This window comes from Kitasatospora sp. NPDC058218 (genome assembly GCF_042882445.1).
Lineage (GTDB): Bacteria > Actinomycetota > Actinomycetes > Streptomycetales > Streptomycetaceae > Kitasatospora.
The window spans coordinates 157540-184159 of the sequence record NZ_JBHVWC010000005.1; the positions used below are offsets into that span (position 1 = coordinate 157540).

General features: G+C 74.0%; 21 protein-coding genes and 1 pseudogene. 10 read left to right on the forward strand and 12 right to left on the reverse strand.

The window, feature by feature from the left end:
- Positions 1-27 precede the first annotated feature (27 nt).
- Positions 28-4530: a trypsin-like peptidase domain-containing protein gene (locus ACFVYI_RS04820; RefSeq protein WP_387881594.1), complete on the reverse strand. Its 4503-nt coding sequence runs from the start codon at positions 4528-4530 to the stop codon at positions 28-30.
- Positions 4527-4910 (reverse strand): CU044_2847 family protein, encoded by a 384-nt coding sequence (locus ACFVYI_RS04825; RefSeq protein WP_387881596.1) that lies wholly within the window; start codon positions 4908-4910, stop codon positions 4527-4529. Before ACFVYI_RS04825 ends, ACFVYI_RS04820 begins: the two co-directional genes overlap by 4 nt.
- Positions 4911-5134: 224 nt before the next feature.
- On the opposite strand from ACFVYI_RS04825, the gene ACFVYI_RS04830 reads away from it, so the two are divergent.
- Positions 5135-5668, forward strand: coding sequence for a GNAT family N-acetyltransferase (locus ACFVYI_RS04830; protein WP_387881598.1), 534 nt, complete (start codon positions 5135-5137; stop codon positions 5666-5668).
- A gap of 40 nt (positions 5669-5708) precedes the next feature.
- Here the strand turns inward: ACFVYI_RS04830 and ACFVYI_RS04835 are convergent, their stop codons facing one another.
- A complete protein-coding gene (locus tag ACFVYI_RS04835; RefSeq protein ID WP_387881600.1) occupies positions 5709-7085 on the reverse strand; it encodes a tetratricopeptide repeat protein in 1377 nt (458 codons plus the stop codon).
- Positions 7086-7280: 195 nt separating this feature from the next.
- Between ACFVYI_RS04835 and ACFVYI_RS04840 the strand changes: the two genes are divergently transcribed.
- Positions 7281-8639, forward strand: coding sequence for a M64 family metallopeptidase (locus ACFVYI_RS04840; protein WP_387881602.1), 1359 nt, complete (start codon positions 7281-7283; stop codon positions 8637-8639).
- Between the two features lie 150 nt (positions 8640-8789).
- On the opposite strand, the gene ACFVYI_RS04845 is transcribed toward ACFVYI_RS04840, so the two are convergent.
- On the reverse strand, positions 8790-9338 hold the full coding sequence (locus ACFVYI_RS04845) for an HAD domain-containing protein (RefSeq protein WP_387881677.1): 549 nt from the start codon (positions 9336-9338) through the stop codon (positions 8790-8792).
- A 174-nt stretch (positions 9339-9512) separates the two neighbouring features.
- Between ACFVYI_RS04845 and ACFVYI_RS04850 the strand changes: the two genes are divergently transcribed.
- Positions 9513-10391 (forward strand): hypothetical protein, encoded by an 879-nt coding sequence (locus tag ACFVYI_RS04850; protein WP_387881679.1) that lies wholly within the window; start codon positions 9513-9515, stop codon positions 10389-10391.
- Positions 10392-10556: 165 nt separating this feature from the next.
- Positions 10557-11072 (forward strand): hypothetical protein, encoded by a 516-nt coding sequence (locus ACFVYI_RS04855; RefSeq protein ID WP_387881604.1) that lies wholly within the window; start codon positions 10557-10559, stop codon positions 11070-11072.
- Positions 11073-11262: 190 nt separating this feature from the next.
- Here the strand turns inward: ACFVYI_RS04855 and ACFVYI_RS04860 are convergent, their stop codons facing one another.
- A complete protein-coding gene (locus ACFVYI_RS04860) occupies positions 11263-12474 on the reverse strand; it encodes a hypothetical protein (RefSeq protein ID WP_387881606.1) in 1212 nt (403 codons plus the stop codon).
- Between the two features lie 374 nt (positions 12475-12848).
- Between ACFVYI_RS04860 and ACFVYI_RS04865 the strand changes: the two genes are divergently transcribed.
- Entirely contained in the window at positions 12849-13379 is a 531-nt protein-coding gene (locus tag ACFVYI_RS04865) for a hypothetical protein (RefSeq protein WP_387881608.1), read from the forward strand.
- A 59-nt stretch (positions 13380-13438) separates the two neighbouring features.
- Here ACFVYI_RS04865 and ACFVYI_RS04870 read toward each other — a convergent pair.
- From ACFVYI_RS04870 to ACFVYI_RS04890, 5 genes and pseudogenes are all read right to left on the reverse strand, one after another.
- Positions 13439-14339, reverse strand: a pseudogene (locus ACFVYI_RS04870) (aminoglycoside phosphotransferase family protein).
- Positions 14340-14463: 124 nt separating this feature from the next.
- Positions 14464-14814 (reverse strand): nuclear transport factor 2 family protein, encoded by a 351-nt coding sequence (locus ACFVYI_RS04875; RefSeq protein WP_387881610.1) that lies wholly within the window; start codon positions 14812-14814, stop codon positions 14464-14466.
- Positions 14807-15418 carry a TetR/AcrR family transcriptional regulator gene (locus ACFVYI_RS04880; protein ID WP_387881612.1) on the reverse strand — a complete coding sequence of 204 codons (612 nt, stop codon included), beginning with the start codon at positions 15416-15418 and terminating at the stop codon, positions 14807-14809. Before ACFVYI_RS04880 ends, ACFVYI_RS04875 begins: the two co-directional genes overlap by 8 nt.
- Positions 15419-15669: 251 nt before the next feature.
- On the reverse strand, positions 15670-18678 hold the full coding sequence (locus ACFVYI_RS04885) for a BTAD domain-containing putative transcriptional regulator (RefSeq protein WP_387881614.1): 3009 nt from the start codon (positions 18676-18678) through the stop codon (positions 15670-15672).
- A 399-nt stretch (positions 18679-19077) separates the two neighbouring features.
- Positions 19078-19512, reverse strand: coding sequence for a hypothetical protein (locus tag ACFVYI_RS04890; RefSeq protein WP_387881616.1), 435 nt, complete (start codon positions 19510-19512; stop codon positions 19078-19080).
- Between the two features lie 341 nt (positions 19513-19853).
- On the opposite strand from ACFVYI_RS04890, the gene ACFVYI_RS04895 reads away from it, so the two are divergent.
- From ACFVYI_RS04895 to ACFVYI_RS04905, 3 genes are all read left to right on the forward strand, one after another.
- Positions 19854-20330, forward strand: coding sequence for a hypothetical protein (locus ACFVYI_RS04895; RefSeq protein ID WP_387881618.1), 477 nt, complete (start codon positions 19854-19856; stop codon positions 20328-20330).
- 56 nt (positions 20331-20386) lie between these two features.
- Positions 20387-22675, forward strand: a complete 2289-nt coding sequence (locus ACFVYI_RS04900) for an NB-ARC domain-containing protein (RefSeq protein WP_387881620.1) — start codon at positions 20387-20389, stop codon at positions 22673-22675.
- 407 nt (positions 22676-23082) lie between these two features.
- Entirely contained in the window at positions 23083-23244 is a 162-nt protein-coding gene (locus ACFVYI_RS04905; protein ID WP_360641140.1) for a hypothetical protein, read from the forward strand.
- 240 nt (positions 23245-23484) lie between these two features.
- Here ACFVYI_RS04905 and ACFVYI_RS04910 read toward each other — a convergent pair whose 3' ends face one another.
- On the reverse strand, positions 23485-23991 hold the full coding sequence (locus tag ACFVYI_RS04910) for an ArsR/SmtB family transcription factor (RefSeq protein WP_387881622.1): 507 nt from the start codon (positions 23989-23991) through the stop codon (positions 23485-23487).
- 57 nt (positions 23992-24048) lie between these two features.
- On the opposite strand from ACFVYI_RS04910, the gene ACFVYI_RS04915 reads away from it, so the two are divergent.
- On the forward strand, positions 24049-24963 hold the full coding sequence (locus ACFVYI_RS04915) for a S41 family peptidase (protein ID WP_387881624.1): 915 nt from the start codon (positions 24049-24051) through the stop codon (positions 24961-24963).
- A 292-nt stretch (positions 24964-25255) separates the two neighbouring features.
- The gene (locus ACFVYI_RS04920) at positions 25256-25543 is read left to right on the forward strand and encodes a hypothetical protein (protein ID WP_387881626.1); all 288 of its coding nucleotides are present in this window, start codon (positions 25256-25258) and stop codon (positions 25541-25543) included.
- Positions 25544-25655: 112 nt separating this feature from the next.
- Here ACFVYI_RS04920 and ACFVYI_RS04925 read toward each other — a convergent pair whose 3' ends face one another.
- The gene (locus ACFVYI_RS04925; RefSeq protein WP_387881628.1) at positions 25656-26489 is read right to left on the reverse strand and encodes a hypothetical protein; all 834 of its coding nucleotides are present in this window, start codon (positions 26487-26489) and stop codon (positions 25656-25658) included.
- Positions 26490-26620 lie beyond the last annotated feature (131 nt).

A 26620-nucleotide genomic window follows, 5' to 3' on the forward strand; every position in this document is an offset into this window, starting at 1 on the left:
TGAGGGCGGCCTTCGGCAGCTGCGCGCCTAACGCTTCGGGCACGGGTCCCGGTAGGCGAGGCCGGGCGGCGCGTAGCGCTGCCACTGCGGGGGGCTGACGGCACCCGTGCTGTAGGAGCACAGGCGGTCGGCGAGCCTGGCGGGGTCGGCGTCGACCAGCGAGACGGTGTGGCTGGAGGCCACGAGGAGCGTGGGGCCGGCCGCCACGAGCGCGACCGCCCGGATCGTGTTGCCGCTCGGGTTGGCGATGGAGGCCACCCGGGTGGGGGCGGTGGGGTCGCGGACCTCCCAGAGTTCCAGCGTGGTGCTGTTCCAGATGGTCATGAGCGTGCCGCTCTGGGCGAATTCGATGCCCTTGACGTCCTGCACCGTCGGGATGGTCGTCTGGGGGCGGGGGTGCTGCGGGTCGGCGATGTCCCAGAGGGACACCGTGTTCCCGCTGTTGCCACCGGCGGCGAGCAGCCGGTTGTCACTGCTCAGTCCCAAGGCGTCGTTGAAGAGCCCGGGCACGGTCACCCGCGATGTCGGCTCGCCGCCGCCGGTGAAGTGGAACAGCTCAAGGGCCGCGCACTTGCAGGTGGCGTCCGGTGAACTCGTGACGGCCAGGACCGTGCCGGCCGAGGTGCCCCGGGAGAGCGCGGAGCCCATGTTCAGCGCGTCACTGGGGTCGGTGACGCCGTCCGGGGGCTTGATCGCCGAGGAGCCGGTGCGCCTCGGCTTCGCCGGGTCGCTGACGTCCCACCAGTCGAAGCCGGCCTTGCTCGCCAGGTAGGCCGTGCGGCCGTGGTTCAGCACGCCCGCGTCGTGGCCGCCAGCGTCGGGAGCGGGGATCGAGCCGACCTCCGCCGCGTCGAGCGTGTCGGTGATCCGCCACAGGTGGAGTGCTCCGCCACGGATCACCGCCATCAGGTGGCCGCCGTCGTCCCAGGTCACTCCGAGGGTGATGATCCAGTCACCGAGGCCTGACGGGGTGGCGGGGAAGTCGGCGGTGCCCAGGGAGGCGGCCTTGACCGGGTGGTTCGGATCGCTCACGTTCCAGAGCTGGACCTCGCCCTCCCAGCCGATGGTCAGCAGCGCTCCCGCACGGATGAAAGCGGTGCTCCGCACCGAGAGCGGCAGGGTCGTCAGGAGGACGGGGCCCGTGGCCGGGGTGAGGTCCCAGAGCCCGACAGACTGTGTGCGCGGGGGCGGCATCGACGCCGCGGCCTGCTGGGGCGCGGCCATCAGGTGTCCGTCCGGGCTGAACGACCAGGACGGGAGGCCACCGGGCAACCGGGCCTCGTCGACCTGCCGTGCCGGGGACCGCCACCGGCGGACCACGCCGTCGTCGCCCGCGGTCACCAGCCCGCCGGCCACGGTCCCGGCCATGACCTGGAGGCCGGCGGCCGTCTTGATGCAGGTCGACGCCGCGGACCCCAGGTCGCTCAGCTCCTCCGGGGCCACGGAGGCGACGCACAGATCGCCCTTGGGGTCCTTCACGTCCGTCCCACCGTAGGCCAGTCGGCGGCCGTCCTGGCTGAAGGCCACCGCGCTCACGTTCGCGGAGCCCTCCATCGCGACCCTGACGGCCTCGGGGTGGGCCGGATCCCCGACTCGCCAAAGACCGACCTCCCGCTGGCTGCCGGCGGCCAGCATGCCACCGTCGGGGCTGAACGCGATCGACTTGTACCCGGTGTCCAGGGCGGCCGGGTTGACCGGATTCGCCGGGTCGGCGACATCCCACAGCTGGGTCTTGCCGCCTTGAACGGTGCTGGCGAGCAGATGTCCCTGGGGCGAGAACGCGACGGCGGCGAGGGCGTTCGGCCCGAGGCCGGTCGGGTTGCGCAGCCGGGCGAGCTGCTCGGGCGCGCTGGGCCGGGCGATCGACCACAGGCGGGTGTCGCCGTTGCCCGAGGCCGACGCGAGCAGGGTGCCGTCCGCACTGACGGCCATGGAGGGGACGCTCGTCTCCTCCTCCGCCGGGTCGGTCGGAAACGGCAGCCTGGCCGCGACCACGGGCTTCGCGGGGTCGGCGAGGCTCCACAGGCACAGGCCGCCCTCATGACCGCAGGCGGCCGCCAGGTGGGACCCGTCCGGGGTGAGGGCGATGCCCGTCGGAGCGACCTCGACGGTCGAACGGAGGACCGGTGCAGCCGGGTCGGTGAGGTCCCAGACCCGCACCGCCCCGTCCTCGTTCACGGCGGCGGCCAGGGGTGCCCGGGCGGCGGTCGCCACGACGAGGACCCCGCTGCCGGCCTCGCCGACGACGCTGTTCACCAGCGAACCGCCCAGGTCGTACAGCTGGGCGGCGGCCTCCTGGGTGGGGGACGTGCGGTGGGCGGCGATCGCGAGCTGGGTGGCCAGCCCGGGATCGGTACTGCCGAGGGCCTGCGCCCGCGCGGCCAGGTCCTTGGAGTTGACGACCGCGGTCTGCCGGTCCGCTGCCGCCCGCTCCTGCGCGGTGGCGTCCCGTTGGCGCATGGTGAGCACGCCACCCGTCGCGGCCAGCAGCGTGAGCACGCAGAGCACCGCGGCCACCGTCCGCCACCTCCGTCGGCGCGACCGGTGGTGGACGCGCCCGCGTTCCAGGTAGTCCCGTTCGGCCTCGTTCAGATACCCGACCGGGCCGTGCGACCAGGGCTGGGCGCCCGCCAGCGTGCTCTTGTTCGGCAGCAGATCGCGGTCGCGCCCACCGCGCTCCCAGCGGTCCCGGTCGTGCCGCAGGACCTCCCGCCAGGCCAGGAACGCACGGTCCTCCTCGACCCAGGCCCGCAGCTTCTCCCAGGCGTTGATCAGCGCCTCGTGCGCGAGCTCCACCGTCTCCACGCCTTCGGCGCTGCGGCCGGTGACCAGCAGTCGCTCTCCGGCGAGCCGCTGGGCGATGCGCCACTCGCCCTCGCCGAGGTCGGTGCGCAGCGCCGTCCGGCGGGTGGCCGCCAGCGAACCCAGCGGCACCCTGGCGAGCTGGGTGAAGAGGCGGCGGGCCACGTTCTCGTCCTCCGGCGAGACCGTCCGTTGCAGGGCGTCGTTGGCGTAGACGCCCAGTGCGCCCTTCACGCCGCCGAGCGCCTCGTAGGCCTGGTGGGTCAGCAGACCGGCGTCCTGGCGCTTCCAGAGCAGGTCGAGGGTGAACCCCAGCAGCGGCAGCGCGCCCGGCTCGGCGCCGGTGTCGTCCAGCAGGCGCTCGGCCAGGTTGGGCGCGTAGCGCACCCCCGCGACGGCGTCGACCGGCGCGGTGACGACCTGGTGCAGCTGCTCGCGGCTCATCGGGCCGAGCGCGTAGACCTGCCGGCCGATGACCGGGCCGAGGCCCGGGTGGGCGAGGGCCGCCTCCAGGAAGTCGGCCCGCAGGGTGGTCAGGACACGGACGGTGTTCGGCAGGGCGTCGGTGAACAGCGCCGCGGCCAGTTCGTCGACGGCGGACCGGCCGCGCGCCAGGAGCTCCTCGAACTGGTCCAGCACCAGAAGCAGTTGACTTGCCCCGTGGCGTTCCAGAAGTCGGGGTGCGAGGTCGGCCATGCCCTGTGGCCCGGCCAGCAGGGCGGCCAGGACGGGGGCCCGCTCCAGGCGCTGCGTCGGCGACAGCTCCGGCTCCAGCAGCGGCAGCAACGCGGCGGCCAGCGCCGACAGCGGGCTGCTGCCGGAGTCCGGCCGCAGGGTCACCGCCAGTGCCCCGGCCGCCCGGCGCCGGGGCACCACCCCGGCCATGGCCAGCGAGGACTTCCCGGAGCCGGAGGGGCCGACCACGGTGACCCAGCGCTCGCGGGCCGTCAGGAGCGCGACCTCCTCGCTCTCGGCGTTCCGGCCGTGGAACACCGGTGCGTCCGACTCCTGGAACGAGGTCAGGCTGCGGAACGGCGACGGCGGCAGCGCGACGGCCCGCAGCCCGGGCCAGGCCGCCATCAGGCCGTCGGTGGGGATCAGGTAGCTCACCGGGGGATCGGTCGCCTCGGCGATCGTCACCATGCCGACCACCCCGCCGAGGTCGGCGTCCCACACCGGGCTCCCGCTGAACCCCCCGGAGACCCGGTAGCCCCCGGGCGCCGCGAGGTCGACCTGCAGCAACCCGCCGCCCTGGCGGTCCCGCAGCACACCCGCGTGCCAGACCCCGTCCGACCGTCCGACCGGGAACCCGAACACCCGCACGTGATGGTCCCAGACGTTCTCGCTCCGGGTCTCGACGGGCCGGAGCGGGTGGGCGCCGGCCAGCGGGGCGGCCAGCCGCAGCACCGCGACGTCCCCACCGCGCTCCGACGTCCGCGGCACCCAGTGCTCGACGACCGCCATCACACCCGCCACGGCCGGCTCGCCCGTCCCGGACGACGCCGGCAGCAACGGCAGGTCCACGAACACCCAGGACCCGACCCCCGGCTCGACGCCCTGGCCGGCGAGCGCCGCCGAGACCACGTGCGCGCAGGTGAGGGCCAGGTCGGGCGCGACCAGGAAGCCCGCACCGACCGGCCTGCTCAGCGCATCGCGGACCCGCAGCACCGCCGCGTCCAGCGACCGCGCCCCGGCCCCCTCGACGGGCCCGGTGGCCCGCGACGTCACGGCGCGGGCTCCACCGGTACCGGCCGACCGCCCCCGCCCGCGTCGTCGGCCGGGGCCCGGTGCCAGGTCAGCGAGACCTTGAAGTTGGCCTGCGCCGAGGTGCTGGAGATCACCACGTCCGCCTCCGCGGACAGCGACAGCCCGAACTCGATGCCAATCTCGTCCGGCGCGTGGACCATGTCGCGGAAGCCGTCCACGAAGTCCTGCGCCACCGGCCGCACCCCGGCCAGCATCTCGCCCAGCGACCGGGTGGCGCGCGCCACGACCTGGCCCGGCCGGGCGACCTGCACCAGGCCCTCCGCGGTCTGCTCGATCTCGACCCTCACGACATCCGGGCGGCCGTCCGCGGTACCGACCGGCAGCTCGACGAGATACGCCATGTCTCCCCCTCGGGACCTCACCGGCCCCCGTGCGTGGGTGCCCCCTGCCCCCGTGCGTGGCTCTCCCATGCCCCCGTACCGCTCCCGCCAACCCCGGCTGCGCCCGCCTCCCCCGGACCTGCACGGGGCGCGGACTCCTCGCGCACACGACCGCGGGCTCCTCGCGCACACACCGGCGGGCGGGGGGATGATGTGCATCAGGAAGCGCGAGGAGGTTCCGACTCATGGACATCTCGCTGGCCACCGATCGGCTGATCGTCCGGGACTGGTCCCCCGACGACGCCGAAGCCGCTCTGGCGATCTACGGGTCGCCGGATGTCGCACACTGGCTGACCCCGGCGATGGACCGCGTCGTCGACGTGGCGGCGATGCGCTCGGTGCTGCAGGCCTGGCAGGAGGCCCAGCCGAACCTGCCGCCCCCTCGGGGCCGGTGGGCCGTGCAGCGCAAGGAGGACGGGGCGGTCGTCGGCGGCCTCGGCATCCGGCTGCTGCCGCCGTACGAGGACGACCTGGAGATGAGCTGGCAGCTGGCCCCCGACGCGTGGGGGAAGGGCTACGCCACCGAGGCCGGCCGGGCCCTGATCGCCTGGGCGTTCACCCACGAGGCCGAGGAACTGTTCGCGGTCGCCCGGCCGAACAACACCCGCGCCATCGCGATGGCGAAGCGGCTCGGCATGGAGTGGGTGGGCGAGACCACCAAGTACTACGGCCTCAACCTGCAGGTCTACCGCGTCCGGCCGAGCGACTTCCACGACTGACCGGGCGGCCCCGCTCCTGCGGCGCAGGTGGCCGGCCGCCCTACGCCCCCGCGCCCGCCGCCCCACCGACCGCCGGGATCGGCGGGGCGGCGGGTGCCGGGCCGAGGGTCGTCGTCCCCGGGGCGGCGCGGTGGCCGAGGCCGGTCCGGTAGACGTCCAGGGCGCGCTCGACCCGGCCGGTGCGGCGCAGCAGGTCGCCCAGCAGCCGGCAGAGGTCCGCGAGGTCGCCCGCCGCTCCGGCCCGTTCGAGCAGGGCGAGGGCGCGGCCGTAGTGCTCCTCGGCGGCGTCCGGTTCGCCCCGCTCCTCGGCGATGAGTCCGAGCAGCCGGTGCGCCCCGGCGGCGTGGACGGCGCCGCGGTCCGGGCCGATCCGGTCGAGGAGGCTCCGGAGCAGGTCGTCGGCCTGCGCGTGGTGGCCACGGCGGCGCAGGACGTCGGCGAGTTCGACGTCCACCTGGTGCGTGAACAGCTCCGCCTGCCGGGAGGCCAGCATGGCGCGGGCGGTGCGCAGTTCGTCCTCCGCCCGGGCGAGGTCGCCGGCCTGGGCGTGGACGTAGCCGCGCATCCAGTGGCACTTGGCGAGGTCGGAGGTGAGGCGTAGGCGCTGGTAGAGCGCCTGCGCCTTGGCCAGCGAGGCGTCCGCCTCGGCCGCCCGCCCGTCGGCGATCAGCGTGCGGGCGACGCTCCGGTGCATCCCGGCGACCAGCGCGGGGTCGGTGGCACCGGGCGCCAGGGCGAGGGCCAGCTCGGCGGCCTGGGCGGCCCGGGCGTGGGCGCCCATGTCCATGTAGGGGCCGATGGCGGCCGAGTACAGCAGGAGCAGTGCGTCGGGGTCGTGCAGTCCGCCGGCGTTGAGCCGGTCGATGGCCGTCTCCAACAGGTAGCAGGCGTACCGGAGTTCGCCCGCCAGCAGGTGCGCCACGGCCCGGCCCCGGATCGCGGCGGCGCGGCGCGGCAGGGGCTCGTCGGCCAGCAGGCGCTCCGCCTCCTCGAAGTGCTCCCTGGCCTCGTCGAGGCGGCCGGCCTCCAGCGCGCAGTCGCCGAGGCCGAGCAGGGCGGCGGGCCGGACGGACTCGACCCCGTAGTGGTCGGCGCGGTCCCGGGCGGCGGCGAAGCGGCGGGCCGCCTCGGTGGTGTCGCCGTCGGCGAGTGCGCTCTGGGCCTCGGTCAGCGCGAGCCCCAACTCGGTGGCCAGGTGGGCCGGTCGGCCGGTGGCGAGCTCGTCGAAGGTGACGCCGAGGCGTTCGGCGAGGTGGCGCAGCGCGGCCTCGGAGGGGTGCACCCGGCCGGCCTCGACGGTGGAGACGTAGGCAGCGGTGTAGGCGGGTTCGGCGAGCATGCGCTGGGTCAAGTGCCGTTCCCTGCGCAGCCGTCGGACGCGCTGCCCGATGCCGGCCGGATCCTGCTCCGAGGTCATGACCGCCCCTTCCGTCGGGTTTTCGCCGTTCTCGTCCCGACCCATTGTCGTGGACGCGACAGTGTTCTACATTAACTCCTCGCTTGAGTCTGATTATCCAGTCACTTAATCCCCACCGCCATGCCTCGCTCCACCGTTCACCGCCGCCCTGTCGGCTCACCACCGCCCTGTCGGTCCACCCCCGGAGGTCCCCTCGTGCGTCACGGCAGATTCGCCACCACCGCCCTGGCCGGCATCACGGCCCTGGCAGCCCTCTGCTCCTGGCCCGTCCCCGCCGCCGCGGCCGCCGGCGGCGAGCCGCCCCGCCCGGCCACGTCCGCCACCGCCACCGCCACCGCGGATGCCGCACGCCCGGGCGCCGGCCACCAGGTCGAGGTGTTCGCCGAGAACGGCAGCATCAGCCGCGCCCGGGTGCCCGCGGCCTCCCCGTTCGCCTCCCCGCAGCCCCTCGCCGGGCCCGCGGCGGGCGACGGCACCGTCACCCCGGTGGTCCGCAACGGCAGCACCGACAGCAAGCTCGACGTGGTGGTGATCGGCGACGGCTACATGGCCGCCGAACAGGAGAAGTTCCTCACCGACGCCGCCACGAAGTGGCAGGAGATCACCGCCGTCGAGCCCTACACGACCTACCGCTCGCTCTTCAACGTCTGGGCCGTCCAGGCCGTCTCCGCCCAGTCCGGCGTCTCCGGGGACCCGGACCGCGCCACCGTCCGGCAGACCGCCCTCGGCTCCTACTTCTGGTGCGAGGACGTCGAGCGCCTGCTCTGCGTCGACACCGACGCCGTCGACCGCTACGCCGCCAAGGCCCCGCAGGCGGACCTCGTCCTCGTGGTCGCCAACAGCGCCAAGTACGGCGGCGCCGGCTACAACGACGTCGTCTCACCGCTCGGGTACTCCGGCATCGCCACGGTGTCGGGCGGCAACGACCGCTCCGGACAGGTGGCCGTGCACGAGACCGGCCACTCCCTCGGCCTGCTCGCCGACGAGTACTACTACGACGGCCAGGGCACCTACCAGGGCGACGAACCGACCGAGGCGAACATCACCACGCTGACCGCCGACCAGCTGCGCCGCACCCGCAGCAAGTGGTACCGCTGGCTCGGCCGGACCTCCCCCGACGGCGGGACGGTCGGCGCGTACGAGGGCGGCGGCTACTACCCGACCGGCCTCTACCGGCCCACCGACAACTCGATCATGCGATCGCTCGGACGCGAGTTCAACCTCCCCGGCCGCGAAGCCATGATCGCCGGCTTCTACCGCTACGCCGCCACCCTCACCAGCCCGACCCCCACCAGCACCCTCCTCACCCCGGCCGACCGGCTCACCGTCGAGCTGCCCGCCCCCGGCACCCGGCTGCGCTGGTACCTCGACGGCCACGAGGTGACGGCCTGGCGCGACCGGGCGGCGGTCGCCGTCTCCGAGCTGCACCTCTTCGGCCCGAAGAGCCTGCACCACCGGCTCGCCGCCGTCGCCACCGACCCGACGCCCGCGGTGATCGACCCCGAGCTGCGCGCCTCCCTGACGGACACCCTGTCGTGGAGCGTGCGGCGCTGACCCGGCCGCCATCGACCGAGACGGTCCGGGCGACGAGGACCTCCCGACCACCGGGACACCCCTGCCACCACCGGCCCGCCGCCCCCGAGGGCGGCGGGCCGTCCTCGCGAGCTGCCGCCGGGGCCTTCTCGCGACCACTTCACGCGAGCGTCAGAACAGCTGCCGCAGCCAGGACTCGATCGCCGCGAAGTCGCCATCGGTCAGGCCGAGGCGGGGATCGACACGATGGAGCAGGGCGGGTCCCCGGTGGTTCGCGGCGACCCAGGCCCGATCGGCGTCGGTGACCTCGTCGTCGACCCAGACGAACGGGCGTCCCGCCGCCCAGGCGACCAGGGCACGGGTCTTCCAGTGCAGTCCGGCCCGTTCGTCCCGTTCTTCTTGTTCATCTTGTTCGTCCTGGTCATCGCTGCCGGAGGGCTCCGGCCAGGCCACCACGGCCAGGTGCGGCAGGCCGATCCGGGGAGCGATGCACTCGTTCGCGTCGGCCATCCACGTCGTGGCCCAGACCAGCTCGCACGGGAGCGCGGCCAGTCGGCGCCCGTGCTCGGGATCGATCCTGGCCAGCAACGGATTCGCCGCCGCATCGAACGGTTCGGGGTCCGTCGCACCGGTCGGATACTGCTGGGCCGCCCCGCCGAACGGGATGAGCGGTCCATCGACATCGAGAAACAGCAGCGGACGCCGCACAGTGTCGGTCACGGGAGCACGGTAGCCGCAGATCCCGACGGGCACCGCCTCGATGACGCGAAGCTGGTGTCACCGGCGGTCCCTACCGCCTGGGCGGGCACTTTCAAACAGTGTTTGAAAATGCTTCCGGTCGCGCTATTGTCATGATCAGCAAGATCGCACACGGCTCGGAGGGGGGTGGTGACGATGGACATCGTGCTGTTCAACGTGACCACGGCGGCACTGATGGTACTGATGTTCAACGGCGGTCTGGCCCTGGTCGGCCAGAGCACGCTGGGCGGGCGTCGGATCCCCTGGGCGGCCGTCGGCCTGACCGGGATCGCGCTCGGCGCAGTGGCCCTCCAGCTCTGCTGGTCGGGTGTGATGGGAGCACTCGACGCGGACCCGGCCAAGTCCGGCTGGTGGCGCGTGGTCACCTCGGTCTTCATGCAGAACGGCGGCTTCGGCGGGGCGGCCTGGAACATCGCCACCCTGGCCGCCGTCGCGGCCTTCGCCGACTGGTTCTGGGGCGCGCCGCTGACGCTCGGCCTGTTCGCCGCCGGAATCCTGCTGCCGGAGCAGATCGACAAGCTGTGGGGCCAGACCTCCCACAGCACCGACCCCCGCAACTTCGCCGGCAGCTCGGGCGCCACCTACTTCCTGGGCGCGACGCTGGCCGCGGCGCTGCTGCTGCACGGCGGTGCCGCCCAGCGCTTCGACGAGACCGCCGGACAGGACACCGGACCGGCCGTCGGACAGCCCGCCGGACAGGACACCGACCGGGGCACCGGCCACAGCACCGGCCACGGCACCGGACAGCGCTCCGCCGACGAGGGCGAGCGCGGGAAGGCCGTCCGCAAGAACCGGCTGCTCGCGCTCGGTGTGCCGGTGCTCGGGCTGGCGATGTGGTTCGCCCAGGAGAACGGGCACGGGCTGGTCTCCGCCTACGGCTTCGTCCTCGGCGCACTCACCTGGGCCGCGTTCCGCACCGTCCTGCGTCCGGACCGCGACCTGCGCCGGCCGCCGCACACCACCGTCGCCGCGCTGACCCGGCTCGTCGGCCGGCAGGCCCGGAACGCCGGCTGAGCACGCAGGCCCCTGCGCTCCCCTCCCCACCTGCGCCGATTCACGTGACCACGAAGGAGAGAGCATGTCGGAAGACCTGCGCCGGGAGGTGTCGAAGCTCGTCGACCAGGAGGTGGCCAGGATCCTCGAACAGACCGACCGCAAGGTGGCCCGTACGGTCGGCCGGTGCCGGACTTCGCGCTCGCCGACGCCGAGGCCGTCCGGACGATCACACCCCGCCAACTGCTCAACCACACCAGCGGCATCGAGGGCGACTACGTCAACGACACCGGACGGGGCGACGACTGCCTGGCCCGCTACGTCGAGGGCGCGCGGACCGTCGGCCTGACCAACCCGCCGGGCGTCACCATGCCCGGGTTCGCCCCGGCCGGCGAACCCGTGGCCGTGCGGACGGAGCCGTTCCTCGGCAGCTACCGGCGCGAGGGCTTCCTGATGACCATCGCCGACGGCGACGGCGGCCCGGGCACGCTGCGGCTGACGCACGAGGGCGCGGACGGCCTGGCCGGCACCTTCGACCCGCTGGTCTGGCATCTCACCCCGGTCTCGCGCACCCCGGCGAAGACGGTGTTCGCCGGCCGCCGCAACGAGAAGGACGCGTGGATACCCGTGGTGTTCTACGCCCTGGCCGACGGCAGCCGGTACGTCCACTTCGGCGTCCGCGCGACCGCCAAGTCCGCCTAGAAGGCCCGCTCGGGGAGCCGGGCCCACGGTGCCGTGGCCCGGCTCCCCGGTCGTGGCACCGCCGCCCGCCGGCCGAGGGCCCCACCCGGCGGGCTCGCCGAGGAGGCGCTCGGCGGGCTGCGGAGGGCGGGGCCCGGAGCGGCGGGGTGTGGCAGCTGCCGGGGTGTCGCCGGGCGCGCGGCCGGGCGGGCTACAGGTCCCAGCGGATGACGTACGGCCTGCCGTAGTACGCGAGGCCGCGAAGGATGAGCTCACCCACGACGATCCCGCTGTCGGTGATGAAGGAAGCCGTGGAGTGGGGGTAGGCCTGCGACCACGCGGGAAGCGCGCTGACGGACCCGTCGGGGTTCCAGCGCTGCGCGTAGAACTGGGCGCGGGCCGGTGGCGGGTCGCTGGTGTACCCGACGATGACGCCTTGGTCGTTGACGGCGGTGGCGACGCTCGTGAGCGTGGTCGGCGCGAGCGGCAGGGGTGTGCCGTCGGCGGCCCAGCGCGCGGCCTGTCCTCCCAGGCCGCCCGCCACCGTGCCCGCGTTGTTCACGGCGTTCGCCCGGCTGCCCGCGCCCAGGTCGGCGACGGCGCCGACGGCGTTCCAGACGAGTGCGTGGTCCGGCTCCGACGGACCGACCGGCCGGCCGGTCCCGATCACGATGCCGGAGTCGGTGATGCGGGTCGCGCTGCTGCTCGTGTAGCCCACCGGCGCAGCGAGCGCGGTGACCGTCCCGTCGGGGCTCCACGTCACCGCCCGCGCGGAGCCGACAGCACCGGCCGGGTACGAGTAGCCGACCGCCGTGCCCGAGCCGTTGACGGCGACGGCCACGCTCTCGGCGTCACCCGGCAGCGGCGGCAGGGCGACGGGCGTGCCACTGGGCGGCCAGGCCACGGCGTGCTTCGAGGTCGCGTCCCAGGAGGACCCGACCGCGGTCCCGTTGTCGCTGATCGCGGCGGGGAACGCCGCCGTGTCACCGGGCAGCGGAAGCAGTTCGGCCGGCGTGGACGCGGACGTCCAGCGCACCGCGTGCTCCTGGGCCCCGGCGACCTGCGAACGGGAGGTGCCCACCACGGTGACGGCGTTGTTGATCCCGGTCGGGCTGCCGCCGACGTCCCCCGGCAGCAGCGCGAGCTCGGACGTCGACCGGTCCGCCCGCCAGAGCAGGATGTACGTCCTGATGTACTCGCCCTGGGCGAGGTCCCCCAGGATGACCTCGGAGACGCTGTCCCCGTTGCCGTTGGCGGCCTTGAGCTCACTGGAGTACGTGCCGGGCTGGACGGGCGGCGAACCGATCGAGACGGCCGCCGCCAAGGGGTCGGCGACCGCGGCCGGTGCCGAAGCCACGGCCAGGGCCGCGGTCGTGGCCACGGCGACGACCGCGGCGACTGTGCGAGAGGTGCGCTTGCTCATGGGATGTGCAGCTCCTGTCTCTCGTTGACGACACGGAGGCAGCACCGGGCCGATGGCACGCCGCTTCCCCGCCCCCGTGCCGCGCACCAGTCTCCGTCAGCCCGGCCGGGGCGCGCAGCCGGACCGGTGATTTGCCCCCGACCAGTTCGCTACCGAATCAGTGCCAACCTGCCTGCGGGAAACGGACCTTGCGGCACGGGAGAGCGGCAGGTGGCCCCTCGGCCCAGGGGCCGTCGACCACCACTCGACGACCGCGGCGACCCTCGCACCCGTGACCGCGCCGGTCCGCCCGTGCCGGTGGACACCAGGGCTCCCCCGGGCACCCGCCCGGAACTCCGGTGCGGGAACGGGATCGCCCGGGCATCATGGTGATCATGACGAACGGCGGGACGGGCCCCGACCCCCTGGGCCTCGGCGTGGTGGCCAACGTGGCACGGGTGACCACCCACGGCGACGGCGGCCACGAACTCCGGCTCGGCCTACGGCACTTCGCCCCGGGCGCCAAGGTCTGGATCGCACCTCCGCGCTGGGACCCGTGGGACCCGGGCGTGACCGTCGTCGGTCGCCACCGGGGCAACCACCGCCGCTACGTCGCGGTCGTCGTCCAACGCCGGTTCCTGGAAGAGCCGCGGGTCCGCGGCATCTACAGCCCGGCGCTGCCGGCCAAGCTCGGCGGCAGCTGGAAGGCCGACGCGGCAGATGAGTTCGCACGGTTCTGGGGCGCCCCGAGGCTGGAGACGCGGGTGGAGATCGGCGGTCGGCTGCGCTGGGCCCCGCCGGTGCTCGACCCCCCGCCCTCGGAGCTGGAGCACGAGGGCGCGGTCTACCACCTGTCCGGCTCCGACGCCGGACACGCCCGCTACTCGGCGCAGCCACCCCCCTGGCTGCGAGGTCGGCGGGGCTGAGGCCGCTGCGGCCTCAGCCGCCCGGTTGCGGTAGCGGCGTGCGATCACGGCGGACCGGTTCACCGCTCGCCGGCATCCGCCAGGATCGCGCGCAGGCGTGACAAGCACTCGCCGACGAAGGGCGGGTAGGTGCCCCAGTAGTACGACACCCCGCTGACCCCGACGGCGATGGCCCACGCCCGGGCACGCAGCCACGTCGCGTCGTCGAGGCTCATGGCGCCCCAGTACGCCTGGCGGGCCCCGGGCGGCAGGTCCCACAGGGGCGCGTGCTCGGCGTCGGGGTGGCCGACCGAGAGGCCGCCGAAGTCGATGACCGCGCGCAGTCTCCCCCGCCGAACCAGGAGGTTGCTCGGTTTGAGATCGCCGTGCAGCCACACCTGGCGGCCGGACGGCTCGGGCAGGGTGAGCGCACTGCGCCAGAGGTGGTGCAGGTGTGCGAGGTCGAGGTCGAGCCCGTCGAGCGCCCGGCAGTCCTCGAAGCACTTGCCGACCCACCGGTCGCACGCCCGCAGACCGCCGCCGCGGTACCAGCTGAGCCCGTCCTGCCGCGCGGCGCCCATCAGCGGGGCCGCGTGCAGGCTCCGCACGATCGCCGCCAGGTCGGCCCCGAAGGCGGCCCAATCGGTGACCGAACCCGGGCCGGCTTCGTCACCGTCGATCCACCGGTACACCGACCAGGCGAGCGGGAACGCGGGACTCGGCGTGCACCGGCTCCGGGACGTGGCAGGGCAGGTGCGGCGCCAGCCGCGGCAGCCAGGTCTGCTCCTTCCGCACGGCCTCCGCGTTGTCCGGGGTCCGCGGCAGCCGCACGAGCAGTCGGTCGCCGAGCCGGTACATCGTGTTGTCCGTGCCCGCACCGGCCGGCGAGACGGGCAGGGCCGCCCATTCCGGCCGCTGCTCGTTCAGCAGCGACCGGACGACCGCCTCGTCCACCCGGATCTCGTTCTCATGAAGTGTCACGGTGAAAGCCTGCTGACGGGGTCGCACCGCCGCCAGTGGTTTTCCCTCAGCCAATGGTTCTGCGGCTGAAGAACCTCACCTCGACCACACGATCCGCACCTCGACGGCTCCCGGCAGTGGTTCCTCAGGCCGGGAGGAAGAAGCCGGTGATGTCGGCGAGGCGCCCGTCCGCGTGGTGGCGGGCGGTGCTGATGCCGGCGGACGCGCTGCCGCCCTCGCCGTCCAGCTGGGTCCAGCGGGCGAGGGAGCGGTCGTGGTGCTCCAGCACCTCGTCGATGCGGAACCGGTGGCCGGGGAAGGCCCCTGCGAAGCCGGCCATGTAGGCGGCGAGTTCGGTCAGGCTGCCGACCTCCGTCCCGGGGTCGCGGTAGGCGACCTCGTCCACCGCGACCGCGCCGAGGGCGGCGGGCCGGTCGGCGGGGTCGGCCGACCAGCAGGCGGCGTAGTCGTTCCAGAGCCGCTGGGTGTCACTCATGGTCGTCCTGCTTTCGCGAGGTCCTCAAGGAGCCGATCGACGCCATCGCGCCGTCGGTGACGCCGTGCAGTGTGGTGCGGGGCAGGCCGGCCCGGACGAGCACCAGCAGGCCCTGGTAGAGCGCGAGCAGGTGGGCGGCCGTGGTCGCGACGTCGAGGTCCGGCGGTGTGTCGCCGCGGTGCCGGGCGCGGGTCAGCGCGTCGGCGAAGCCGCCTTCGATCGCCGCCAGGCCCTGGTGCACGCCGGGGGCGGTCTGCGGGAGGGCGAAGGACTCGACGGCGGTGTTGGTGAGCAGGCAGCCCGGGTCGGGCTCGGCACCGGTCTCGATCGCCGAGGTGAAGAACGAGCGGATGCCGGCCAGCGGGTCCGCCGGCTCCAGCAGGTGGGCCCGGATCCGGCCCTGCACCACCCGCTCGTTGTAGGCGTCGAGAGCGGCGTGGAACAGGCCGTCCTTGCTCTGGAAGGTCCGGTACAGGCTCCCCGGGTGCACGCCGGTGGCCTCCTCGATGTCCCGCAGCGAGGCGCCGAGGTACCCCCGGTGACGGAAGAGCCGCATGGCCGAGGCCAGCACCTCGTCCTGGTCCCAGAGCTGCTTGCGCCCCATCCCCATCCCTCCGTAGTTGAACGATTGCTCACAAAAAAATAGCACAGCCTGGCACTCCGTGCGATTTCGTGATCCGGCACGCGCCCGTTCCGTCCGCTCCACCGGGGCGGGCGGGTGGGCGGGTCACAGCGACCGCCGGCCGGCGTGGGCGAAGCGCGGCCGCCGGGCCTCGGAGGTGCGACCGGGCGCGCCTGCGGCCGCGCCGGAGTGACCGGCTCGGCATCGCGAGCCCCCGGCGCCGCCGGTTCCCCTCAGGGGCCGGCCACGGTCACCGTGCGGGGCCCCGGCGGGCGCCGGGCGGAAGCCGCCCGGTCGGCGGGCGGGGTGAACCCGAACGGTGCCAGCAGGTCGAGCACGGCGGTGAGGTAGTGCGGGGGCAGGTCCCGGTAGAGCGCGAGTGCCGCCTCCCAGGCCCGTAGGGACCTGTCCGTGCGGCCGAGCGCCTGCCATGCGGCGGCCAGTCCGACCAGGGAGTTCGCCCGCTGGTCGTCGTACCCGGTCAGGCGGCTGCCGACGGCGAGAGCCCGCTCGTAGTGCGCGACCGCCTCGTGCGGCTCCCCCAGGACGAACCGGGCCAACCCGAGGACGTTGCGCAGGGAGCATTCCATCGGACCGCCGAGCACGCTCCCGTCCCGGGTCAGCACCCGGTCCGCCTGGGCCTGCGCGTCGGCGTGACGCCCCAGGAACAGGTAGGTCCCGGCGAGGCTCGTCTCGCACAGGCTGATCGTCCAGCGGTCGGCCCCGGGGCCCTCGCCCGGCAGCAGGGCGAGGGCCTGCTCGAAGGCGTCGGCAGCGTCGGCGTGACGGCCGCTGAAGAAGTGACAGGCGCCGAGGTTGGCCAGCACCTGGCCCTCCACGGGGCGGGCGCCGGCCGGGCGGACGAGGTCCAGGGCCTGCCGGTAGTGCCGGCGGGCCGCCGGGAGGTCGCCCAGCGCGCTCCAGGCATGACCCAGGTCGTTGAGACTGCGCCCCTGCGCGACGGGATCGTTCAGCCGCCGGGCCGCAGCCGCAGCCGTCCGGCCCAGTGCCACGCGCTCGACGTGCGGCGCGCTGCGGTGCAGGTAGCCCCAGAGCAGCGCGGGGAGCTTCCAGGCCGTCTCGTCGTGCCCGTGCTCGAAGGCGTGGTGGACGGTGGCCAGCAGATTGGTCCGCTGGTCGTCACACCACTGGACGGCCTGCCCGGGGCCGGTGAAGACCGCCGTCCGCAGGCCCTCGGGCGGCGGGCCCGGCGGGACCCTCGGCCGGCCGGGGGCCAGCACCCGGGCGGCGGCGTCCGCGTGCCGCAGGCACCACGCGTACCAGCGGCGCAGCGCCAGCTGCCGGGCCTGTTCGCTCTCCTCGCGCCGGGCCTGCTCGGCCGCGAAGAGCCGCAACAGGTCGTGGAAGCGGTAGCGGCCGGCGGAGCGTTCGGTGACGAGGTGGGCTGCGGCGAGGCGGTGCAGGAGCCGGGCGCACTCGGTGGCGTCCAGGGCGCTCAGGGCTGCGGCGGAGGAGGCGGTGAGGTCCACCGCCGGACCGAACCCGAGCAGGCGGAACAGGCGCCGGGCGGCGGGGTCGAGCGCGCGGTAGGAGAGGTCGAACGCGGCCCGCAGGGACGACTGGTCGTCCCCGTCCCCGCCCGCGTCCAGGACGTCGAGGCGGTCGCCTGCCGCGGACAGCTCGGTGGCGAAGTCCTCGATGTCGTGGTGCGGGCGGTCGCGCAGATGGGCGGCGGCGATGCCCAGGGCCAGGGGAAGGTGCCCGCAGGCTTCGAGGAGCCGGGTACCGGCCGACCGTCGCGCCGCGGTGCGGCCGGCGCCCAGCACCCGGGCCAGCAGCGCCTGCCCCTCGGCCGGGGTGAAGTCGTCGAGTTCGATCCGGTGGGCAGCTTCGCGCACGACGAGTCCGGTGAGTCGGTCGCGGCTGGTGACGACGGCCACGCAACCGCCGGTACCGGGAAGCAGCGGGCGGACCTGCCGGGCGCTGCGCGCGTCGTCCAGGACGATCAGGACCCGCCGGCCGGCCAGCAGCGAACGGTAGAGCGCGGCGGCCTCGTCGAGTTGGGCGGGGATCTGCTCGGTCGCGACACCCAGGGCCCGCAGGAACGCGCCGAGCACCGCGTGGGGTGCCCGCGGGCCGGTCGGGGACCAACCGTGCAGATCGGCGAAGAGCTGCCCGTCGGGGAAGCGGTCCCGGGCCAGGTGCGCCCAGCGCACTGCCAGGGCCGACTTGCCGACCCCCGGGATGCCCGTGATCACGGTGACGGCCGCCGGGGGCGGACCGGTACCGGGTGCCACGGGCCCGGTACCGGGCTCGGTCGCGGTCTCGGCCCCGGTCTCGGTCTCGGTCCTGGTCCCGGTGAGTCGGGTGTCCATGGTGCGCAGGTGGCGGGCCCGTCCGACGAACACCGGGAGGTCCGAGGGGAGTTGGGCCGGCCTCGGCGGGCCTGGCGGCGGGGGGCTCGGCGGTGGGGGTTCGGGGTGTGGGGGTTCGGGGTGTGAGGGTCCGGGGTGTGAGGGTCCGGGGTGTGAGGGTCCGGGGTGTGTGGCGCTCGGGCAGGGCGGGTGCAGCAGGGCCTGCTGGAGAACCTGCAGCTCCGGAGCCGGGTCCAGGCCCAGGTCCTCGGCGAGCCGGGCGGCGTGCCGCCGGTAGGCCTCCAGTCCGTCGGTGTGGCGGCCGGTGCGGGCCAGAGCCGTCAGCAGGTGTCGCACCAGATGGTCACGGAGCGGGAACTCGGCGACCAGCCCGGTCAGTTCCGGCACGATCTCCCGGTGCCGGCCCGCGTCCAGCTCCCGCTCGAAGAGCCGCTCCAGGGCCGACATCCGCTGCTCCTCCAGCCCGGCCGCGACCGCCGCCAGCGCCCGGCCCGGCAGTCCGTCCAGGGCGGGACCACGCCAGAGGGCGAGGGCGGCCCGCAGGTGGGCGACCTCCGCGGCGCCCTGGCCGGCCGCGCCGGCGACCTGCGAGGCGAAGTCCCGGGCGTCCACCCGGGCGCGGTCCGTCCTGAGGGAGTAGCCCGGCCCGTCGGTGACTATCGGAGATTCCTGTCCGGGACGGGGGTCGAGTCTGCGGCGCAGCAGACCGACCATGTTGCGGATCTGGCGTTCGGCGGTGGCCGGCGGGGTCTCGTCCCAGACCGCGTCGACCAGCCGGGCGACCGGGACGACGCGGTCCGCATGCACCACCAGCATGGCCAGCAGGGCTCGTTGCAGCCGGCCGCCGAGCCTGACCGGCCCGCCCTCGACCCAGACCTCCAGGGCCCCCAGGATCCTGAACTCCACCCCTGCCCCTGGTGATCGGCCGACCGTGGCCCGAACCGGCGACCGGCCCGCGGCAGTTGGCATCCTTTCCCGGCGCTCCCCCGGTGTCAACGGAGCAGGGGCCACCGGGCGGGCCCGCCCGGTGGCCCCGCCCGTACGGGTCCTTCGGGTACGCCAGGTCGGCGCCGTGACACGTCCCGTGGGGGGCGGGCGGGGTTCGGCAGGATCCCCACGGCGGAGCCCGGCCAGCACCGGTCACCACCGGTCACCCTCGTTGGTGCCGTCGTTGGTGTCGCCGCCGTCGTTGGTGCGCCGTGCTCGGCAGGCCCGGGTTACCGGGCCGGACTCCGCGATCCCGCGCCCCTGTTGCCACAGCCTCCGACGACCGGGTGCAGCCCCGATGTCTACTCCCCGCAGGCGTCAGGAGTGGTCGGCGGAGGTCTGCGCGAGGCGGGCCTCGATCTCCTCGCGCACCGGCCGGTAGGCCTCCGCAGCAGCCCGCATTGCCGCCTCGCACCGTGCGAAGGCCTGCCGGGAACGGGCCCGGCGGCCGGGCAGCAGGTCGTAGCGGCGCAGCCGCACCACGCCGTTGTCCACCATCAAGCCGCTTCTGCGGCGCACGCCGTGGGCGTGGCGCACGATTCGCTCGGCGTCCTGCAGGCCGGTCCGGAAGGCTTCGAGGGCGGTCCGCCAGCGGGCATCCTCCTCGGGGGTGCTGGGCACCGTGACGCCGCGCAGGACGAGGTCGCTGACCTCGTACAGGGTGAATTCCAGCCCGTCGGGCACCCGCACCCACGGCATGGCCCGCCACGGCCAGGCGGTCAGGCTGTAGGTACGCTTCAGAACGACCGCCACACGATCTCCCCCGGTCTCACGGCGCGTCGGCGCCCCCGAGCCAGCGTAGACGGACCGGCGCCCGGGCCTGGACCATGGACGGAGAGGCCCGGCCCCGAACTGTCCTCGGCCTCGGTCCACCGCCGATCTCGACGAAAGCGTGCGGCGCGAACCCAAGCGCCTCCACCCGGCACTTCGGCTGCGTCACACGCCCCGGGGCAACCGCTTAACGGACCCGAGGATCCGCTCCCCGAACAGCTGACTGTCCGACATGATCGCCATACGCCAGGGCATTTACCCGTGCAAGCCGTGGCTCGGCGCGGTACGGTCGGCGCAACGGACGCTGGGAAGGGGGGCCGCGCATGCTGCCGGAAGCTTTGACGGCGCTGGCCATGTCCGGGGGGACGGCGGTGATGACCGCGGCCGGGACGCAGACCTGGGAGGCGCTCCGGCGCCGGGTGGCGGCATGGTTCGCACACGGGGACAGTCGGCGTGAGAGCGCGGAGCTGGAGCGGCTCGACCGCACCGCGACCGAGCTCACGGCCGTCGAGGGCGGGCAGCTGGAGCGGGCCCGGATCCGCCACGAAGCCTCCTGGCAGGCCCGGTTCGAGGCCTTCCTGGAGGACCTCCCGGACTCCGAGCGCGAGGCCGCGGCCGATGCCCTGCGCGTGCTGCTGCAGGAGGCCGCGGCGGCGCCGGGGGTGTCGGCGGGCTCCGGCGGGCTGGCGGTCGGCGGAGACCTGAACATCAGCGCCGAGGGCGGGTCCATCGCCGCCGGCGTGATCCACGGAGGTGCGCACGTCGGCCACCCTCCGGTGCCGGATCCGAACCAGGGCTGATCGGACCGGCTGAGCAGAGCCCGCACACCGCCACACCCGCACACCCGTTCGCGCGTGTGCAGGCGAGCGGCAACAGCATCGCGATCGGCCACGCCGACCAGTTCGCGTACTACGCCGGCCGCCGCGCCCCCGCCACCTGGCCGCACCGGGTGGGGGCGCTGCCGAGCGCCGCGCACTGCCTCCGGCACCGCTCGGTTCCCGCCACCACCGCGCGGTGCCGCATCCTGGTCGGTACGGCCGGCGTCGGAAAGACCCAGCTGGCCGCCCACGAGGCGCGCACCGCCTGGGCCGGCGGGCAGCTCGACCTGCTCGTCTGGGTCACCGCCACCAGCCGGGCCGCCGTCCTCGCCGCCTACACCCAGGCCTTCGCCGACATCACCGGGAGCGAACCGGGTGATCCCGAGCAGGGTGCCCGGGAGTTCCTGACCTGGCTGAGGCCGGTCGGCGCCGGGCGCCCGGTCCGCTGGCTGATCGCCCTGGACGACCTGCGCGACCCCGACGACCTGCGCGGACTGTGGCCGCCCGACCGTCCCGACGGCCGGACCCTGGTCACCACCTGGCGCCGGGACGTGGCCCGAGAGGGCCCCGGGCGAGAGGTGACCACCGTGCCGCCCTTCACCTCCGCCGAGGCCCACGGCTACCTCACGGCGGTGCTCGCCGCGGCCGGCCGGGCCGAGCCGCCCGAGCAACTGGAAGCGCTCGCCCGGGAGCTGGGCCACCTGCCGCTGGCACTCTCCCAGGCGGCCGCCCATCTGGTCGGCGCGGATCTTCCCTGTGCCGACTACCTCGGCCTGCTCGGCGACGGCACCCATGGGCTGGCCGACCTCGTGCCGGACGCCGCGTGGCTGCCGGACGCGCAGAGCCTGCCGGTGCAGTACGCGTGGGACGCGGCCCTGGAGCGCGCCGACGCCCACGCACCGGTCGGCACGGCGCGGGTGCTGCTGGAGCTGACCGCGCCACTGGCCGCCGACGGCATCCCGGCGGCCGCGCTGACCGCCGCACAGCACTACCTCGACGGACACCGCACCGCCCGTCCTCCGCAGGACGCGGGGCAGGCCGACGGGGGCGACGGGCCCGCCGCGACCCTCGCGCTGCTCCACCGGTGGAGCCTGGTCGACTACCACCCCGACGACCCCGATCGGTCGGTGCGAGTGCACCCGGTGCTCCAACGGGTCACCCGCGAGAACGCGCCCGCCGCCCGCTCCGGGCAGCTCGCCGAGAGCGCCGCCGGACTGCTGCTGGCGGCCTCCGGACAGCCGCAGCAGACGACGGACTTCCTCGGGCGTGTCAGGCCCGCCCAACCCCGGCGGCCACAACCGCCGGCGTTCTCCGCGAACGTGCTGCGCGTGAACGTCGAGGCACTGATCCGCCAGGACCGGCGCTTGATGCTGGGCGCCGGCGAATCCGAGCACCGGGACGGCTGGGGACCGGGCAGCGGACTCCACCCCCTCGTCCTCCGGGTGGGAGACGTGCTGACGGAGAGCGGCCGCCCGGAAGCCGCGGCGACCTACTTCGCAGCGCTGCTCCCCGACGCGGCCGAGCGGCTCGGGCCGCAGCACGAGTCCACGATCGGCCTCCGCAGCCGCCTCGCCGACCTGACGGGCGAGACCAGCGGCCCCGCCGGTGCCGCCGTCGGCTTCCGCAGCCTGATCGACGACCGACTCACCCTGCTGCGACCGGAAGTCCGGCTGGCCCCCCACGAACGGGCCGCGCTGGTCCGGGAGGTCTCCAAGCTGCGCTGCCGCCTCGCCTACTGGCTCCAGCAGGCGGGAGACCCGGCCGGGGTCCACACCGTGTACCGGGATCTCATCAGCGACGACGCGTTCCTGCGTGCCGTTGCGGGGCGCTTGGATCCCCGGGACTTCCACCTGCTCGGCAGCGCGGCCGTATGGCGCGCGAGGGCGGGGGACGCGGCCGGGGCGGCGGCCGAGCTCCGCTCCCTCGTGAGCGAGGTGCTCAGCGCCTACGGACCGGCCTCCTCGGCGGCGTTCGACATCCGCTTCGACCTCGCCTGGTGGCTGGGCGAGGCGGGCGACGCGAAAGGCGCCGTCAAGGTCCTCGCCGACCTCTTCGACGCCCAGCTCAAGGGGCGGTGGTTCGAGACGAATTCCGACAACCCCTACGCGATGCCCGGGCGCCTGGCCACCTTCAGAACCCATGCCGCACTGGCCCACTGGCGCGGCCAGGCCGGCGACCCGGCGGGCGCCGCGGCGGCACTGCGGGACCTGGCCGACGAGCAGTTGCGGATCCTCGGCCCCGACCACCCCGACCTCGCGACCACGCGCCGGAACCTCGCCTTCTGGCAGGAGCGCTCGCGAAGCAGGCGCCGACCCCGGCGCGGCTGAGCGACGCGGGCCTATGTCCTGGCAGCGTTCGCACGCCACCAGGAGGCATCCCTCTCCAGCTCCTCCAAGACTTCAAGCCGCCGCTCGATGTGGTCGTGGCTCAGCTCTTGAGAGTCCAGAACTTCAACGTCTCGAGTGACGGCATCGGTGCCGGCCCGAGGGGCCGCCGACCAGCGCCGATACGACGGGGCCGCAGGCCCGGCCGGCCGGCGGCGCAGCGAAGCGACGTCATGCCGAGCCGGGAGCCAACTGGCCTCTTCTCCTTCAATCAGTAGGCGATTGTCTGAACAGACCCCAAAATGCAAGGCTCAGGCCCGTGTTTGGGTATAGAGTCTGAAGCACAGAGGGTGGTCCGAGGGGTTGGCATCACGGCGGTGCCAACGGATCACCCCAGACAGGGGGCCACCATGACCTACCACCTCGAGCTGGCGCGGGCGACGATCGACAACCGCCTGCGGGAGGCCGAAAAGCACCGCCTCATGCGCGCGCTCCGGCTCAAGAGCCGCGCCGAACGCACCACCCGCCGCGCGCACCAGGCCCTCACGAGCCTGGCCGACCCTCCTGCGTGAGCACAGCACCCGCAACGGGCCGTCACCGAAACACCGGTGACGGCCCATCTGCTTTCTGCACCGGGGCCGCGATGGCCGGCTTCCGGGCCGGGTACGCGCTTGCCACCAAACCCGTCATCGAGCCGGTCGAGCCACCGAAGAGAAGCAGCTCACCATGCTGCATCTCCATCGCTCACCACCAGCCGACTGGGCCGTGGTTCGCTGAAGTCGCACCACAACACGATCTTCAGCAGACCGAACCTACGCCCCGGCCTGCTGGTAGAGCGTCACCAGGAGGCCGTGCACCGGCTCGCCCTCCGGATCCTCCTCCGTCTCGTCGACCAGTCCGGCCAGCGCCTCGGCGAGCCGCGCTGCCTTGGCCGGGCTGAGCCGCAGGTGGCGCAGTGTCAGGAGGTGGTCGGCGGGTGAGCGGTCCAACTCCTGGGCGACGGCGCCGAGCAGCGCGGCCGTGCCCTCGGCCTGCGGTTCGGCGACGAGGAGCCGCCCGGCGGTCCGCCGGTAGTACTTCTCGGTGCCGCCGCGCACCCTTCGCGTTCCCGCGTCCTGGACCAGGCCCGCCTCGCGCAGCACCCTGAGGTGGTGGGAGACGCTGCCCTTGTTCGCTCCCAGTTGCGCGGCGAGCCGGCTGATCGTCGACGGCCGGCCGCTCAGGGCGAAGAGCAGGCGCTGGCGCAGGGGGTGGGCGAGTGCGGCGTGCTGCTGAGGCGTGCCGATCCGCTGGATGTCCTCGTCCGGTTGGTGGCTCATCAGATCAAGCGTTAAGTACGTTTGACGGTTTGGCAAGCCGCTGGTCTACTCCCTCCCATGTCCTCCACCACATCGCCCCCCGCGCTGAACGCCGTCGCCGTCGTCGAGTCGATCGCCGACCTGGTCTGCAAGAACTACGTCTTCCCCGATGCCGCCCGGGAACTGGCGGCCCTGCTGCGGGGCCGGAGTGCCGAGGGTTCCTACCGGGCCGAATCCGCCGAGGAGTTGGCCGAAGCGATCACCACCGACCTGCGCTCCGTCAACGGCGACCTGCACCTGGCCCTGAAGTACCACGCCGTGCCCGTGCCGCCGGAACAAGGCGCGGCGGTACTCGCCGCGATGCGGAGGGACTTCGACGCCTCCCTGGCCGGTGTCCCCCGCGTGGAGCTCCTCGACGGCGGCGTCGCGGTCCTGGAGATCGCACCCAAGATGTTCCCGCTGGACTGGGCGGCACAGCCGCTGACCGCGGCGCTCACGCTGGTGGCACCCGCCCGCGCCCTCATCCTGGACCTGCGCCGCAACACCGGTGGCGATCCGGACACGGTCGCCTTCATCTGCGGCTACCTGCTCGACGGCCGCACACACCTCAACACCATGCTCTCGCGCCAGGGAGAGGTGGCCAAGCAGTCCTGGACGCCCCCGTTCGTACCGGGTGCCCGCTTCGGCGGCACCAAGCCGCTCTACGTGCTGACGAGCGGAAACACCTTCTCCGCGGGCGAGGAGCTCGCCTACGACCTGCAGCAGCTCGGGCGCGCCGAGGTCGTCGGGGAGGCCACCCGGGGCGGCGCGCACCCGCGCGAGGGCTGGACGGTGCACCCGAACCTGGAGCTCAGCGTGCCCGTCGCCCGCGCGGTCAACCCGGTCTCGGGCACCAACTGGGAGGGCACCGGCGTCCGGCCCGACGTGCTGTGCGACGCCGAGGAGGCGCTCGACCGCGCGCTGCCCCTGGCCGTGGCGCGCTTGACCGACTAGTACGGGCGATCCGCGAACTGGCCGGCGGGCGGGCCGACACCGCCTCGTCGTCCTGCTCCCCGCGCCCGCAGGGATGACCCCTCCTCGCCTGCCTGTGCGCCGGGGCGGCACTCTGCTCCCCACGGGCGTGGGGAGCAGAGCCTGGCGACAGGGCTCACGGGACCCTCCCCGCAGGTCCGGGGGTCAGCCGTCGGCTGGTCCGCCGTCCTGGAGATCGGGGGCGGCCGGTCCTACCCGGAAGAAGACCTGTGAGGGCGGGACAAGCACATTCCCGGCGTGCCACGATCACCACATGGCTGATGTCACGAACTCCATTACAGGCGGTTTCCTCGGTACAGCGATCCAGGGTACCGAGATCGTGGTCACCGGCGATGCCGACGGTGGCGGCCTGAGCTTCACCCCCGCGCCGGCCGACCCTGCCCTCTGGCTGACGGTCTTCAACGAGGCCCTCCGCATTTCAGCCGACGGCGGTGGCCCGGAAGACCTCGCAGCCTGGGCCGACGAGGCCGGCCTGAGTCTCTCCTCGGCCTCCCCGACTTCCTCAGCTCCGCGTTCAGGGCGGTGGTGGCGTCGTAGGTGACAGTGAACCGGTACAGGCAGTCCACCCGTGACCGGCCCAGGGCGGACCCGCCCCCAAGACCGGGACCACTGCCGCAGGTACGGGAGAAGAGCTGCGGGGGTCATCACGTTCCTCACGGGGATGGCGGTTGCGAGTGGGTGCCCAAGGGTGGGACGGGCCTCACCTCGCCTCGCCCTGTCGTTCCCATGAACAGTGGGTCGGACGGCGGCCACGGGTAGCCCAGTTGCTCGGCATCGGCCGTGCCTCCCCAGACCTCGGCGATGGTTCGGGGATCGCCTGCGGTCAACCACGCTTCAAGGTGCTCGGCCTGGCCCGAAGGGTCGTCTGCGGAGATCGGGAGGGTCATCCCGAACTGGAGCCAGGGCAGATCCGTGTCGGCCCGGTCGCGGGGGTGCCTCAGGACGAGGTGGATTCGATCGGGTTCCTCGCGGGAGGCCCAGACGGCTTCCACCTCGCACTCCCACTTGGCCAGCCAGTCCCCGCGTTCCCTCAGCCCCTCCTCAAGCAGCTGCGCAACCGTTCCGGCCGGCCACGCCCAACTGCGGTCCGCTCCGGCTCGCAGGACCTCGGCCTCGTACTGACCTGCGGTGAACCGTAGCTCCGGCAGTTCGAAGTCCTGATGGGCCGGGTCGCGCCAGCCCGCCCAGACAACATGCTCCCCGTCACGCCCGACCGTCACGTACAGAGCACCGCAGCACTGCTCCAGGCCGCACCCGGATCCGGCGAGACGAACCTCGTGGGGCGTCGCAGTGGCATGCAACGGCCCTGCCCGGCCCAACAGATACCGGGGGCCTGATCCCACGTATCGGGGGCCCGCCCCCTCACCACGACGGGACGCGTCGGCCAGTAGATCCCGGCCGCCGACGATCGGGCGGACCTCTATGCCGCCCTCACCGGGCGGTGGGCAGACGATGCTCAGGCCGAGAAGGTCCGGTTCTGTGGTCATCGACCCATGATCGTGGGGTCGGGCGCAGCTGTCATGTGAATAGGCGTCGCCTCCGCTCAGGGCGGTGGCTCGGGCCGCCTTTGGGTACGCCGGCCGGTGTAGGGGCGGGGGGGCGGGGGGGGCGCCCCACC

Excerpts from the sequence above, each read along its gene's own strand:
- ACFVYI_RS04825 (WP_387881596.1), bottom strand. The coding sequence starts at position 4,910 with ATGGCGTATCTCGTCGAGCTGCCGGTCGGTACCGCGGACGGCCGCCCG.
- ACFVYI_RS04830 (WP_387881598.1), top strand. The coding sequence starts at position 5,135 with ATGGACATCTCGCTGGCCACCGATCGGCTGATCGTCCGGGACTGGTCC.
- ACFVYI_RS04835 (WP_387881600.1), bottom strand. The coding sequence starts at position 7,085 with ATGACCTCGGAGCAGGATCCGGCCGGCATCGGGCAGCGCGTCCGACGG.
- ACFVYI_RS04850 (WP_387881679.1), top strand. The coding sequence starts at position 9,513 with ATGGACATCGTGCTGTTCAACGTGACCACGGCGGCACTGATGGTACTG.
- ACFVYI_RS04860 (WP_387881606.1), bottom strand. The coding sequence starts at position 12,474 with ATGAGCAAGCGCACCTCTCGCACAGTCGCCGCGGTCGTCGCCGTGGCC.
- ACFVYI_RS04865 (WP_387881608.1), top strand. The coding sequence starts at position 12,849 with ATGACGAACGGCGGGACGGGCCCCGACCCCCTGGGCCTCGGCGTGGTG.
- ACFVYI_RS04875 (WP_387881610.1), bottom strand. The coding sequence starts at position 14,814 with ATGAGTGACACCCAGCGGCTCTGGAACGACTACGCCGCCTGCTGGTCG.
- ACFVYI_RS04880 (WP_387881612.1), bottom strand. The coding sequence starts at position 15,418 with ATGGGGCGCAAGCAGCTCTGGGACCAGGACGAGGTGCTGGCCTCGGCC.
- ACFVYI_RS04895 (WP_387881618.1), top strand. The coding sequence starts at position 19,854 with ATGCTGCCGGAAGCTTTGACGGCGCTGGCCATGTCCGGGGGGACGGCG.
- ACFVYI_RS04905 (WP_360641140.1), top strand. The coding sequence starts at position 23,083 with ATGACCTACCACCTCGAGCTGGCGCGGGCGACGATCGACAACCGCCTG.
- ACFVYI_RS04910 (WP_387881622.1), bottom strand. The coding sequence starts at position 23,991 with ATGAGCCACCAACCGGACGAGGACATCCAGCGGATCGGCACGCCTCAG.
- ACFVYI_RS04915 (WP_387881624.1), top strand. The coding sequence starts at position 24,049 with ATGTCCTCCACCACATCGCCCCCCGCGCTGAACGCCGTCGCCGTCGTC.
- ACFVYI_RS04920 (WP_387881626.1), top strand. The coding sequence starts at position 25,256 with ATGGCTGATGTCACGAACTCCATTACAGGCGGTTTCCTCGGTACAGCG.
- ACFVYI_RS04925 (WP_387881628.1), bottom strand. The coding sequence starts at position 26,489 with ATGACCACAGAACCGGACCTTCTCGGCCTGAGCATCGTCTGCCCACCG.